General features: G+C 67.0%; 13 protein-coding genes and 1 pseudogene. 11 read left to right on the plus strand and 3 right to left on the minus strand.

Going from position 1 to position 12,933, the window contains the following annotated elements:
* Positions 1-100: pseudogene (locus tag DWA33_RS14375) on the plus strand (IS481 family transposase); the annotation flags it as partial.
* 143 nt (positions 101-243) lie between these two features.
* Here the strand turns inward: DWA33_RS14375 and fliP are convergent.
* Complete coding sequence (gene fliP / locus DWA33_RS14380) at positions 244-1,011, minus strand: flagellar type III secretion system pore protein FliP (protein WP_114358769.1); 768 nt, start codon at positions 1,009-1,011, stop codon at positions 244-246.
* A complete protein-coding gene (locus DWA33_RS14385; protein ID WP_114358770.1) occupies positions 1,008-2,138 on the minus strand; it encodes a flagellar biosynthetic protein FliO in 1,131 nt (376 codons plus the stop codon). Before DWA33_RS14385 ends, fliP begins: the two co-directional genes overlap by 4 nt.
* A gap of 320 nt (positions 2,139-2,458) precedes the next feature.
* On the opposite strand from DWA33_RS14385, the gene flgB reads away from it, so the two are divergent.
* From flgB to DWA33_RS14435, 10 genes are all read left to right on the plus strand, one after another.
* The gene (gene flgB / locus DWA33_RS14390) at positions 2,459-2,869 is read left to right on the plus strand and encodes a flagellar basal body rod protein FlgB (RefSeq protein ID WP_114358771.1); all 411 of its coding nucleotides are present in this window, start codon (positions 2,459-2,461) and stop codon (positions 2,867-2,869) included.
* A 23-nt stretch (positions 2,870-2,892) separates the two neighbouring features.
* Positions 2,893-3,318, plus strand: a complete 426-nt coding sequence (gene flgC / locus DWA33_RS14395) for a flagellar basal body rod protein FlgC (RefSeq protein WP_114358772.1) — start codon at positions 2,893-2,895, stop codon at positions 3,316-3,318.
* Positions 3,319-3,353: 35 nt separating this feature from the next.
* Positions 3,354-3,659, plus strand: a complete 306-nt coding sequence (gene fliE / locus DWA33_RS14400; protein WP_114358773.1) for a flagellar hook-basal body complex protein FliE — start codon at positions 3,354-3,356, stop codon at positions 3,657-3,659.
* Positions 3,660-3,804: 145 nt separating this feature from the next.
* Positions 3,805-4,068 carry a flagellar biosynthesis protein FliQ gene (gene fliQ / locus DWA33_RS14405; RefSeq protein ID WP_114358774.1) on the plus strand — a complete coding sequence of 88 codons (264 nt, stop codon included), beginning with the start codon at positions 3,805-3,807 and terminating at the stop codon, positions 4,066-4,068.
* 109 nt (positions 4,069-4,177) lie between these two features.
* Positions 4,178-4,945 carry a flagellar biosynthetic protein FliR gene (gene fliR, locus DWA33_RS14410; protein ID WP_114358775.1) on the plus strand — a complete coding sequence of 256 codons (768 nt, stop codon included), beginning with the start codon at positions 4,178-4,180 and terminating at the stop codon, positions 4,943-4,945.
* 26 nt (positions 4,946-4,971) lie between these two features.
* Complete coding sequence (gene flhB, locus DWA33_RS14415) at positions 4,972-6,045, plus strand: flagellar biosynthesis protein FlhB (RefSeq protein WP_114358776.1); 1,074 nt, start codon at positions 4,972-4,974, stop codon at positions 6,043-6,045.
* Between the two features lie 190 nt (positions 6,046-6,235).
* Entirely contained in the window at positions 6,236-8,800 is a 2,565-nt protein-coding gene (cckA, locus tag DWA33_RS14420) for a cell cycle histidine kinase CckA (protein WP_244601308.1), read from the plus strand.
* A gap of 182 nt (positions 8,801-8,982) precedes the next feature.
* Positions 8,983-10,200 (plus strand): alpha/beta hydrolase, encoded by a 1,218-nt coding sequence (locus DWA33_RS14425; RefSeq protein WP_167443214.1) that lies wholly within the window; start codon positions 8,983-8,985, stop codon positions 10,198-10,200.
* Between the two features lie 226 nt (positions 10,201-10,426).
* Positions 10,427-11,449 carry a Tim44 domain-containing protein gene (locus tag DWA33_RS14430; RefSeq protein WP_114358779.1) on the plus strand — a complete coding sequence of 341 codons (1,023 nt, stop codon included), beginning with the start codon at positions 10,427-10,429 and terminating at the stop codon, positions 11,447-11,449.
* Positions 11,450-11,572: 123 nt separating this feature from the next.
* Entirely contained in the window at positions 11,573-12,283 is a 711-nt protein-coding gene (locus DWA33_RS14435; RefSeq protein ID WP_114358780.1) for a glutathione S-transferase, read from the plus strand.
* A gap of 156 nt (positions 12,284-12,439) precedes the next feature.
* Here the strand turns inward: DWA33_RS14435 and DWA33_RS14440 are convergent, their stop codons facing one another.
* Positions 12,440-12,799, minus strand: a complete 360-nt coding sequence (locus DWA33_RS14440) for a GFA family protein (protein ID WP_114358781.1) — start codon at positions 12,797-12,799, stop codon at positions 12,440-12,442.
* Positions 12,800-12,933 lie beyond the last annotated feature (134 nt).

A 12,933-nucleotide genomic window follows, 5' to 3' on the forward strand; every position in this document is an offset into this window, starting at 1 on the left:
TCGATACAATTGGCACCGGCCCCACGGCGGCATAAAGTCACAAATACCCATCAGCCGCCTCGGCCTGTCCGAGGACAACCTGTTGAGGCTCCACATCTAGGGATCGCCGGCCTGATGGCCAAAGGCTTTCACTGGCTTTAAGGCTTTCACTGGCTTTGACAGCGCCGCCCGTCATTCAGAGGCGCTCGTGCCAGCGCGCGAATGCCGATGCCAGTGGTTCTCCGTCGTCGGCCCGTCGCCGAACTACCCGCCGCCGGTGTAGCTCTGCACCAAGCTGCCTGCGACCAGCGACCAGCCGTCGACCAGCACGAAGAAGATCAGCTTGAACGGCAGCGACACCACGACCGGTGGCAACATCATCATGCCCATCGACATCAGGATCGAGGCGACCACCAGGTCGATGATCAGGAAGGGCAGGAACAGCAGGAAGCCGATCTCGAACGCGCGCTTCAGCTCCGAGATCAGGAACGCCGGCATCAGGATGCGCAGCGACAGTTCCTCCGGCGTCGCCGGCGGCGGTTCGCCGGACAGGTCGAGAAACAGCTTCAGGTCCTTCTCGCGGACGTTCTTCTGCATGAATACCCGCATCGGTCCCGACGCCCGCACCAGCGCGTCGTCGACGCCGATCTCGTTGGCGATCAGCGGCTTGATGCCGTCGTCATAGGCCTTCTGCAGCGTCGGTCCCATCACGAAGGCGGTGAGGAACAGCGCCAGCGCGATGATCACGGCGTTCGGCGGCGCGGTTGCGGTGCCGAGCGCGGTGCGCAGCAGCGACAGCACCACCACGATCCGGGTGAACGACGTCATCATGATCAGGATCGACGGCGCGATCGACAGCACCGTGAGCAGCGCGATCAACTGGATCGCACGCTCGGTCACGCCGGGGCTGCCCTGGCCGCCGAGGTTGATACTGATGTCCTGAGCCGACGCAGGCGCGATCGCCGCGAGCAGCGCGACGATCAGAACCAGAAAACCAATGAAAACTCTACGCGGGCCTGCCGAGGCGCTCACGAAGGCGACTTCGGGCGGCCGAGCAGCGCCGCCATCTCGTCTTCGAGGCTTTCGAAGCCGGTCTTGCCGGCGGCCGGTGCCGCGCTGGCGGCAGGCGGCTCTTCAGCAGCCGGTTCGGCGGCGCGCGGCGGCAGGGACGGTGCCTCGGGTGCGACCGGCGGCGCCGGCTCGGGAGCGGTGGGCGGCCGGCGCAGCGCGGCCTCGAGCCGGGTCGCCATCTCGGCGAGATTCTGGTCGGCGGCGGAGAGCGCCGCGGAGGCTGACGCCGCCGGCGCGGCGGCGGCCGGCGCAGATGGCGGAGCTGCAGACATCTGGGGCGCAGGAGGCGTCGGACGTTCCATGCGAGGCGCGGGCGCCGGTTTGGGTTCGGGACGCGGCGGCCGCGTCATCGCCGGTTCGGCGCGCGGGCGGGGCGCCGGATCGATCCGAGGCTCCGGGCGCGGCACCGGGTCGATTCGAGGCTCAGGCCGCGGTGGCTCCGGACGCATGATCGGGGGATCGGCCCTCATGATCGGCGGCTCCGCCCTCATGATTGGCGGCTCTGCCCGCTGCATTGGCGGCTCCGCCCGCTGCATCGGCGGCATCGGCGGTTCTGCACGCGGCAGCGGCGGCATCGGCGGTTCGGGGCGGGCGATCGGTTCCGGCACCAGGCCGGCGAACGGATCGGCCGGACGCCGCTCGGGCATCGCCGGCGGCGCGCGACGCGGCTCCTCGGCGAACGCTGGTCGCGACGGCCGCGTCGGAATCGGCGGCAGTTCCGGTTGCGGCGGCTCGGCGCTGTCGTCCCATTGCCCCGGCTCCGGAGGCGCCAGACGCGGCTCGACGCCGCCCCGGGTCGGCAACTGATCGCGCGACGGGCTGGCGCGGACGATGTTCGGCTCGATCACGATGTCGCTGGGCCCGCCGATCATCAGCAGATGCTCGACATTGTCCCGGCGGACCAGCACCAGCCGCCGGCGGCCGTCGACGGCGGCGGCGTCGATCACCGCCAGCCTCGGCATGCGGCCTCGGCTGGCATTGGTGCCGAGCCGATTGCCGGCGAACCGGCGCACCAGCCAGGCGGCGGCACCGATCAGCGCCAGAACGGCCAGAAATGCGAGAAAGAACATCAATGGCTGCGATGACATGCTGTATCCCCGGCAAACAACGCTGGCGCTCCGGCACAACCCGGAAGCGCCCTTTCCGGAGTGCGAACGCGACCAGTTGCGGTGGCGCGCGGCGGACCGCTTCGATCCTTCTTAATAATCCCCGGCAAGAACTGCCATCCGATTTTTCTCACAATCCACGAATCATGCCGGCCAAGCCCCGATTTTGAGCGAGCGCGGCTGCCGTCGTCGCGTTGGGCCGGCGGCCTCCGGAATCTCTTAACCAGTCGTTAACCATAGGGGCGGCAAATTCTGCCTACCCGGCGGATTCGCGTAGCGGCAAGACCGGGGTGGAGGCCGTCATGCCGATCAATGATCTTCCCACACTGGCGGCGCTGCGTACCCGGATGCAATGGCATCAGGAGCGGCAACGCGTGCTGGCGGACAACATCGCAAATTCCGACACGCCCGGCTTCAAGCCCCGAGATCTCGTCGAGCCGACCTTCGATCCGACCGGCCGGCCCGCTGCTGGATCCCCGGTAGGCTCGCTCCCCATGATGCGGACAAGCGCCACTCATATCGCGGCGTCGGGTGGAACCGAGAGTTTTTCGCCGGATCGGAAGGGCGGCATCCAGACCCGTCCGACCGGCAACGCCGTCAATCTCGAGGACGAAATGCTCAAATTGTCGTCCAACCAGGGCGGCTACGCCGCCGCCACCGCGCTCTACAGCCGCAGTCTTGGCGTCCTGAAAACCGCCCTCGGCAAGCGCTGATTCGGGCCAAGCGGAGAACGACGATGGCTGACGATGCAATGGACTTCTCGAGGTCGATGGCAATTGCGACCTCCGGCCTGCGTGCCCAGGCCGGCCGGATGCGGGTGATCTCGGAAAACATCGCCAACGCCGATTCGACCGCGCAGGCCCCGGGCGGCGATCCGTATCGCCGCAAGGTGCCGACCTTCACCTCGGCGCTCGACCGTTCGCTCGACGCCCGGGTGGTGGCGCTCGGCCGGGTCAAGCCGGATACCTCGGCGTTTCGCGTCAAATACGAGCCGACCAATCCGGCCGCCGACGCCAACGGCAACGTCAAGTATCCCAACGTCAATCCGGTGATCGAAATGACCGACATGCGCGATGCGCAGCGGTCCTACGAGGCCAACCTCAACGTCATCAGCGCGACCCGGCGGATGATCCAGCGCACCCTCGACATTCTCAAATCCTGATCCGCCTCTTCAGCATCGCACCAGGACAGTGACTCATGGCCTCCCCGATTTCCGCAGCAAATGCCTATGCGAGCCTCGCCCGTCTGGCCAAGCCGACGGGCGCCGACAAAGCGGGCCAGGATGCCCCGTCGTTCGGCAATCTGGTCAAACAGGCGATGGACAGCGTGCTCGATTCCGGCCGCAAGTCCGACGCTCAGTCGATGGCGATGGCGTCCGGCAAATCCAACGTCATGGACGTGGTGACTGCGGTTGCCGAAACCGATGTCGCGGTGTCGACGCTGGTGTCGGTGCGTGACCGGGTGATCCAGTCCTACGAAGAAATCATGCGGATGCCGATCTGATCCGCGAAGCGGGCGCGACGGTCGTTCATCGTCGTCATGCCCGGCCTTGTGCCGGGCATCCACGCCGCACCGACGGCGCCGCGAACAAGACGTGGATGGCCGGGACGAGCCCGGCCATGACGGGCAAATCCAAAGGAATAGCGAAATGACCGGCCCCGAGACCCTCGACGTCGCCCGCGATGCGATCTGGACCATCGTGGTGGTGTCGGCGCCGCTGATGGTGGTCGGCCTGGTGGTCGGCGTCGCGGTGTCGCTGGTGCAGGCCCTGACGCAGATCCAGGAACAGACCCTGGTGTTCGTGCCGAAAATCCTGGCGATGTTCCTCACGCTGGTGCTGGCGCTACCGTTCATGGCCGACGCGCTGTATTCGCAGATGCTCCGGATCTCGTCGCGAATCATCGGCGGTTGACGCATGATCGGAGCCCGCGCCGCGTCGCCGGTCGTGTCCACCGTCGTCCCCATGGGCGGCGGTCGCGTGGACAAGGCCGGCGTGCGCCGCTCCGAGCCAGATTGCCGCGATGCGCATCGACCTGACGTTCCTGCCGGCGCTCGCCGCCGCCTTCATGCTGGTGTTCGCCCGCATCGGCGCGATGGTGATGCTGATGCCCGCGCTCGGCGAGAGCAACATTCCGACCCGTATCAAGCTGTCGATCGCGCTGCTGCTGACGCTGATCATGCTGCCGCTGCACCGCTCGGCCTATCAGGTCGACATGTCGTCGCTGACGCCGATGCTGGTGCTGTTGCTGCAGGAGATCGCGGTCGGCATCGTGCTCGGCGCCACTGCGCGGGTGACGCTGTCGGCGCTCCAGGTCGCCGGCGCGGTGATCGCGCAGCAGCTCGGACTGGGCTTCGTGTCGGCGGTCGATCCGACCCAGGGCCAGCAGGGCGTTCTGGTCGGCAATTTTCTGACGTTGCTCGGCGTGACGCTGCTGCTCGCCACCGACATGCATTTTCTGGTGATCCAGGCGCTGAGCGACAGCTACAAGGTGTTTGCGCCGGGCGAACTGCTCAACACCGGCGACGTCGCGGCGCTGGCCACCAAGGCGTTTGCCGCCGCCTTCAAGCTCGGCCTGCAATTGTCGGCGCCGTTCCTGGTGTTCGGCCTGGTGTTCAACATCGGCCTCGGCGTGCTGGCGCGGCTGATGCCGCAGATGCAGGTGTATTTCGTCGGCGTACCGCTGTCGATCGTGATCGGCTTCATCGTGCTCGCGGTGGTGCTGACCACGATGATGGGCGCCTTCCTCGGGTATTTCGGCGGCGTGATGCACGATCTGATGCCACGCTGACGCTCGGCGTCGTTCGGAGCTGAACGATGTCCGAGGACAGCGACGAGAAAACAGAAGAGCCGACACAAAAGAAACTCGACGATGCGCTCAAGCGCGGCGACGTCGTCAAGAGCCAGGAGGTCGGCACCTGGTTCCTGATGGCCGGCGCGACGCTGGTGCTGTCGTCGTTTCACGAGTCGATCGGGGTCGGCATCCTCGCCCCGTTGCGCAATTTGATCGAAAAGTCCTGGATGCTGCGGGTCGACGGCGACGGCTTGATCGCCCTTGCCAAGAGCCTGTCCTACGCGACGCTGGCGGCGGTCGGCATTCCGCTGTTGATGCTGATGCTGGTGGCGATCGCCGGCAATATGATCCAGCATCGCCTGGTGTTCTCGGCCGAGTCGCTGACGCCGAAATTCAGCAAGCTGTCGCCGCTCGAAGGCGCCAAGCGGCTGTTCGGCAAGCAGGCGCTGGCGAACTTCCTCAAGGGCCTTTTCAAGGTGGTGGCGCTCGGCGTCGTGATGGTCGCGGTGCTGTATCCGGAGCACGACCGCCTCGACGCGCTGCTGACGATGGACGTCGCCTCGCTGCTCGGCGTCACCGTGGCATTGACGCTGAAGCTGCTCGGCGCGGTGGTGGCGATGCTGGCTTTCGTCGCGGTCGGCGACTACTTTTTCCAGTATCGGCAGTGGCATGAGCGGCAGAAGATGTCGCTGCAGGAGATCAAGGACGAGTTCAAGCAGTCCGAAGGCGATCCCCACATCAAGGGCCGGCTGCGGCAACTGCGCTATCAGCGGATGAAGACGCGAATGATGGCGGCGGTGCCGGGCGCCTCGGTGGTGATCACCAACCCGACCCACTTTTCGGTGGCGCTGAAATACGAGCGCGGCATGTCGGCGCCGATCTGCGTCGCCAAGGGCGTCGACGCGGTGGCGCTCAAGATCCGGGAAGTGGCGAAGGAGCACGACGTGCCGATCGTCGAGAACGTGCCGCTGGCGCGCGCGCTGTACGCCACCGTCGAGATCGAGGACGAGATCCCGGTCGAGCACTACCAGGCCGTCGCCGAGGTGATCGGCTATGTGATGAACCTGAAGCGGGCCTGGTCCGGCCGCAGCAATTGAGACGGACGATGATCGGGCCGCAAAGGTCGGGCGAAGCGGCACGCCGCCCACGCAGCGCGGCCCTCCGAAACCGCTGCGGCGTCGCCGGGAAGCGGTTGGGCAGAGGATGTACTTGCGTTTCCGGCCGCGATTCAGGCAGGTGGAGCCGCGCCGCCGGGTGCCTGGCGGGCGAGGGACCGGTTCGGTGACCATGACCATCAACGACCATCAGGCTCCGTCGGAGCCGCAGCCGGCATCGCCGGAGCCGGCTCGCCGCGGCGGCAGCATCGCGCTGGTGCTGCTGCTCGCCGGCGCCATCGTGGCGGCGGCCGTGGCGTTCATGACGCTCGGCCGCACCGAGGCGCAGCCTTATATCCTCGGCCTGTTGGCGCTGCTGGCGATGGTCGGGCTGTTCATGCTGTTCGCCTTCGCGGCCGGCATCATCGGCTTTGCCGACCGCGCCGCCGAGGACCCGATCCTGCGCGCGATCCCCGAAAACGCCTTCGACGGCATCGCGGTGACCGACGCCGGCGGCCACGTCGTCTATGCCAATTCGACCTATCTGGCGCTGACCGGAGCGGCGGCGATGCAGGACGTCCGCCCGGTGGAGCGGGTGTTCATCGGCAATCCCGACGTCTCCGAGGCGGTGTTCCGGCTGCTCAAGGCGGCGCGCGAGGGCCGGCGGCTGCAGGAGGAGGTGCGGGTCGCCGGCGCCGACGGCAGCCAGGGCCGCTGGATGCGGCTGCGGGTGCGCCCGCTCGGCACCAGCAAGCGCGAAGCGCGGCAGACGGTGTGGTCGATCGCCGACATCACCCGCGACCGCGAGCGCCAGGAGGACGTGTTCCAGACCCTGCAGCACGCCATCGAATATCTCGACCATGCCCCTTGCGGGTTCTTCTCGGTCAATCCGGCGGGCAATCTGGTCTACGTCAACGCCACGCTGGCCAACTGGCTCGACCACGACCTCGCCGAGATCGGCTCCGGCGGCCTGAAGCTGTCCGACGTGGTCTCCGGCGACGGTGCCGCGCTGCTCACCTCGATCGTGCCCGAACCGGGCAAGGTGAAGACCGAAGTGTTCGACATCGACCTGAAGAAGCGCGGCGGCCAGACCGTGCCGGTCCGCCTGTATCACAAGCTGGCGTTCGGCGCCGACGGCACCCCCGGGCCATCGCGCACGCTGGTGATCAGCCGCGCCCGCGACGATCGGCTCGATCCGCAGCGCGCCGCCGAGATCCGCTTCATGCGGTTCTTCGATCAGACGCCGATGGCGATCGCGACCGTCGACAAAGCCGGAGCGGTGGTGCGGGCCAATGCCAGGCTCGCCAAGCTGGCGCAGAGCCTCGATCCAGCCGGCGCCGCGGCGTCGAAATCGATCCTCGCGGCGGCCTCGGCGCGCGATCGCGCGGTGCTGGCGGGCGCGATCGAGCAGGCTGCCAAGGGCCAGGCCGACATCGCGCCGGTCGAGGTGATGCTCGACAGCGCCAAGGAGCGTTGGGGCCAGTTCTTCGTCACTGCGGTGGCCGACGAGACCGACAACGAGGCGGCGATCGTCCACATGCTGGAGACCACCGAGCGCCGCGCGCTGGAGAACCAGGTCAACCAGGCGCAGAAGATGGACACCATCGGCCAGCTCGCCGGCGGCATAGCGCACGACTTCAACAACGTGCTGTCGGCCATCATGATGGCCAACGACTTCCTTCTGAACGCGCACAAGCCGACCGATCCGTCGTTCCAGGACATCATGCAGATCAAGCAGAACGCCACCCGCGCCGCGACCCTGGTGCGGCAGCTCCTGGCGTTCTCGCGCAAGCAGACGCTGCGCCCGCAGGTGCTCGACCTCGGCGAGGCGCTGACCGACATCGACCGGCTGCTGAAGCGGCTGATCGGCGAGAAGATCTCGCTGGAGATGCAGCACGGCCGCGATCTGTGGCGGACCAAGGCCGACGTCTCGCAATTCGAGCAGGTGATCGTCAATCTCGCCGTCAATGCCCGCGACGCGATGCCGGACGGCGGCAAGCTGACGATCCGCACCGCCAACGTCACGGCATCCGCGGCCTCGCAACTAGGCCACAACGGCATGCCGGCAGCCGACTATGTCTGCGTCGAAGTCTCCGACACCGGAACCGGCATCCCGCCGGAGATCGTCGACAAGATCTTCGAGCCGTTCTTCTCGACCAAGGAGGTCGGCAAGGGCACCGGGCTCGGACTGTCGACGGTGTACGGTATCATCAAGCAGACCGGCGGCTTCGTGTATGTCGATTCGGAAATCGGCAAGGGCACCACGTTCCGCATCTATTTGCCGCGTCATGAAGCGGCGGCCGAGCCCCAGCCGGAGGCACACGCCGCTGGCGGCGCTGCGCCCGAGGCGACGCCGGCCGCAGCCAAGCCGCGCGCCGACCTGACCGGGCAGGGCACCATTCTGCTGGTCGAAGACGAGGAGGGGCTGCGCTCGCTCAACGCCCGCGGCTTGCGCTCGCGCGGCTATCAGGTGATCGAAGCCTCGAATGGCGTCGAGGCGTTGGAGGAGTTCGACGCGCATGGCGGCGAAGTCGACCTCGTCGTCTCCGACGTGGTGATGCCGGAGATGGACGGTCCGACGCTGCTGAAGGCGATGCGCGGCCGCAACCCTGAACTGAAGATCATCTTCGTGTCCGGCTACGCCGAGGACGCGTTCGAAAAGAGCCTGCCGGACAACGAGCAATTCGCCTTCCTGGCCAAACCGTTCGCGCTCAGCGCGCTGGTCGCCAAGGTGAAGGAAACGATGGAGTCGAATTGAAGCGCGGGCGCCGGTTCGCAGGCCCGCGGCGCAGCGGCGTCGTCGACCCGGCGCGACCGGCCATCGCGGTGACGATCGCCTCGATACGCCAGCAATACAATCTTCACAGTCGAAGACTTAGGAGTGCGTATCAATCCCGCTGATCCGCGCGCTCCCGGGAGGGGCGCCAAGCCCGGAGAACGATGGTGAGTGCATGGCGAACCGTCACCATGGCGTTCGTGCTGCTGGTCAGCACGGGATTTGAAACCGCAGTTGCGGCCTCGCCGGCCGATCCGATCGAGGTGACTTCCGGCGTCAGCTACGTCTATCTCGATCGCTGGGATGTCGACCGGCTGAACCGGATCCTGCAGGCCGACACTCCGAAATTTTCCGGCGTGTCGGTGACCTACAGCCCTCCGCGCAACGCGGTCAGGCTCTACCGCGTGACCTATTCGTCGGTCGTTCCGGAACGTGGCAACAAGCCGATCGTCGCGACCGGGCTGCTCGCCGTACCGGAGACCGGCGGGACCGCGCTGCCGATGATCTCGTATCAGCACGGCACCGTGTACGGGAAGAAGGAGGTGCCGTCGTTTCCCGAACAATCGCCCGAGACCGAGCTGATGATCGCCCAGTTCGCCGGGCAGGGATACATCCTGATCGGCGCCGACTATTTCGGCATGGGCGCCTCCGACGAGCCCGAAGGCTACATGGTCAAACGCAGCCATCAGCAGGCCACCTATGACATGCTGCTGGCGAGCCGGGCGGTGCTCGCGCAGATGAAGCTGGCCGACAGCAAGCTGTTCCTGGCGGGCTGGTCGCAAGGCGGGTTCGTCACGATGGCGATGCTGGAGAAGCTGGAAGCCTCGGGCGTGCCGGTTCAGGGCGCTGCGACAGCGAGCGCGCCGGTCGACGTGTCCGTCGCGTTGAACGGCTTTCTCAGCTTTCCGCGCAAGAACGACGCCTCCTGGGTGACGACGTTGTTCATCCTGTCGTCGTTTTCGTTCGAGAACTACTATGGCGTGCCGGGGCTCGCCCGGTCGCTGATCAACGACGCGTATTACGACATATCGCGCAAGGCCTACGAGCGGCAGCCGTTCGACGCCGCCGACGTTCCGACCGACCTGCACAAGCTGGTCCGCCCCGAATATTTCGATTCGCAGTACTTCGCCGCGTCGGCCTACGGCCGGCTGGTCGCCGAAACCACGGCGTATCGCTGGATCATCAAGACCCCGGTGCGCAACTATTATGGTGAGAGCGACGAGGCGATCAGCGTCGGCCTGGGACGGCTGGCCGCGACCTATCAGCACGCGATCGGAAACGGAAATCAGCTGGTTCAGGCGATTTCCACCGGGCCGACCAGCCACCGCGGGACCTTCGCCACCGCGGTGCCGCAGTGGAAATCCTGGTTTGACGGCCGTTGAATGCCTTGTTGCGGCCGTGTCGGCTGGCCACGGACACGCTGCAGCCGTCTGCTGCGACCGTTCGCTGCGCCGCACCGCACAACAGGCCGGCCACCGATCGGCGCATGCGTACCGCGACCGAGAGCCGCAGGCCCCGAAGCCGCCTGCGGCGTCAGGACCGCTTCCCTTTTGGCGGCTACTGCCCATTTTAACAGCGTTTCCCCCTGCCGGGGATTGAGGGAGTGACATGAATTTCTTGCATCGCATGCGCGGCGTTGTCGCTGCTCTTGCCGTGACCATGGCTTTGGCCCTGCCGATGGCGATGGTGCTGTCGTCCGAAGCCGACGCCCGGGCCGGCCGCAGCGGCAGCATGGGCTCGCGCGGTTCGCGCAGCTTCGCAGCGCCGCCGAGCACCAACACCGCGCCGGGCGCCGCTCAGCCGTTCAACCGCACCTACAGCCAGCCGGGCAGCCCCGGCATGAACGCGCCGGCCGCAGGCGCCGCCAACAAGGGCGGTTTCTTCAACCGTCCGGGCATGGGCATGCTCGGCGGCCTCGCCGCCGGCTTCCTCGGTGCCGGCCTGCTCGGCATGCTGTTCGGCGGCGGCTTCCTGTCGGGTCTCGGCAGCTTCGCCTCGATCATCGGGCTGGTGCTGCAGGTCGTGCTGGTCGTGATCCTGGCGCGTCTGGCCTGGGGCTGGTGGCAGCGCCGCAAGAACCCGCAGGCGGCCTATGCTGCGGGTCCGGCGGCCGGCCAGGGTCCGCTGCCCGACGGCGCTCACGCCATGGACCAGCCGGCCAATCAGGGGCCGCAGCCCGCCTATCGGAGCGGGTTCGGCTTCGGCGGCGGTGCCGGCAACGACCGTCCGCTGGAGATCAAGCCGGACGACTACGAGGCGTTCGAGCGGCTGCTCGGCGAGGTGCAAGCCGCCTGGTCGAACGAGGACATCGACCGGCTGCGCCAGCTCGCCACTCCGGAAATGGCGTCGTACTTCGCCAAGGACCTGGAGGAGAACAAGGCCGCCAACGACATCAACAAGGTGTCGGATGTGAAGCTGCTGCAGGGCGATCTCGCCGAAGCCTGGCGCGAAGGCGAAACCGACTTCGCAACCGTGGCGATGCGGTTCTCGCTGGTCGACAAGACCCTGGAGCGCGGCACCGACCGTCTGGTTGCCGGCAGCGAGACGCCGATCGAGGCGACCGAGATCTGGACCTTCACCCGGCGTCCCGGCGCGAACTGGGAACTGGCGGCGATCCAGCAGACCAACTGACGCTCCTTCGCCGGAGCGACCCGTCATCGAAGCGCCGCGGACCTTCCGCGGCGCTTTTTTGTTAGCCTGTGGGGGCTGCCTTTGCGAAAGGGCCGCGCGCGATCACCACAGGGGACCGAGCCGATGGCTTATGACTTGTACTACTGGCCGACCATCCAGGGGCGCGGCGAGTTCGTGCGGCTGGCGCTGGAAGAGGCCGGCGCCGGCTATGTCGATGCCGCCCGTCGCAGCAAGGCCGGCATGGCGACGATGATGAAGCTGATGCAGGCCGAGCAGGGCACACCGCCATTCGCGCCGCCGTTCCTGAAGGCCGGCAAGCTGACCATCGGCCAGACCGCCAACATCCTGCTGTATCTCGGTGGCCGCCACGGCCTTGCGCCCGCCGGCGAGGCGGGCCGGCTGTGGGTGCATCAGCTCCAGCTCACCATCGCCGATCTGGTGCAGGAGGTGCACGACACCCACCATCCGATCGGCACCATGCTGTATTACGACGACCAGCGGAAGCCGGCGAAGAAGCGGACCGCCGAGTTCTGGGACAACCGCGCGCCGAAATTCCTCGGCTACTTCGAACGCCTGATCGCCGGCGGTGGCGGCGCGTATCTCACCGGGCGCAAGCTGAGCTATGCCGACCTGTCGCTGTTCCAGATCGTCGAGGGCCTGCGCTACGCGTTTCCGAAGCACATGAAGCGGTTCGAGCGCGACATCCCCAAGCTGGTCGCACTCCGCGACCGCATCGCCGAACGCCCGAACATCGCCGCCTACCTCGCCAGCGACCGCCGCATCCCGTTCAACCAAGACGGCATCTTCCGGCACTACAAGGAGCTGGATAAGTAATAGCTTGTCGGGTGGCGCTCGATCTCTCCCCCAAGTCATTCCGGGGCGCGCCGACAGGCGCGAACCCGGAATCTGACCCGAGCACAACAACTTCGAGATTCCGGGTTCGCGCGTTTCACGCGCGCCCCGGAATGACGCCGGTGGAGTTGCGCGAGCCTACCTGTGCCGGCCGTCGATCGGCGTCATCGTCAGTTGCGACAGCTCGATGCCGTCGATGCAGGAGACGTTGAGAGCGACCACTTCGGAGCCGTCCGGCTTGGTGCCGCGCGCGAACACCTCGACGCCGCATTCGCCGCAGAGCTGGTGGCTGATCGCGCGCTTGTTGAACAAATACTCCTTCAGGCTCTCCGCCCCGGCGCGGAGCTGAAAGCTTTTCGGCGGCAGGAAGGTGAAGTGCAGCCCCTTCTTGGTGCAGATCGAGCAGTTGCACGCCGTGACCATCGCCAGGTCGGTGGTGCATTCGAACCGCACCAGGCCGCAATGGCAGCCGCCAGTCAGGACTTTGACGCCGCTCATGAGGACACTCCGCTGGTCGCGCCGGCGGAGTCTAGCAGAGCGCGGCCTATCGGCGATAGCCCGGCCGGACTCGCCGCGCCGACGACAAAGCCCCGCGCGAGGCGGGGCCAGTCGTCGTGTCGGAGTTCGCTGCG

This window comes from Rhodopseudomonas pentothenatexigens (assembly GCF_900218015.1).
Lineage (GTDB): Bacteria > Pseudomonadota > Alphaproteobacteria > Rhizobiales > Xanthobacteraceae > Rhodopseudomonas > Rhodopseudomonas pentothenatexigens.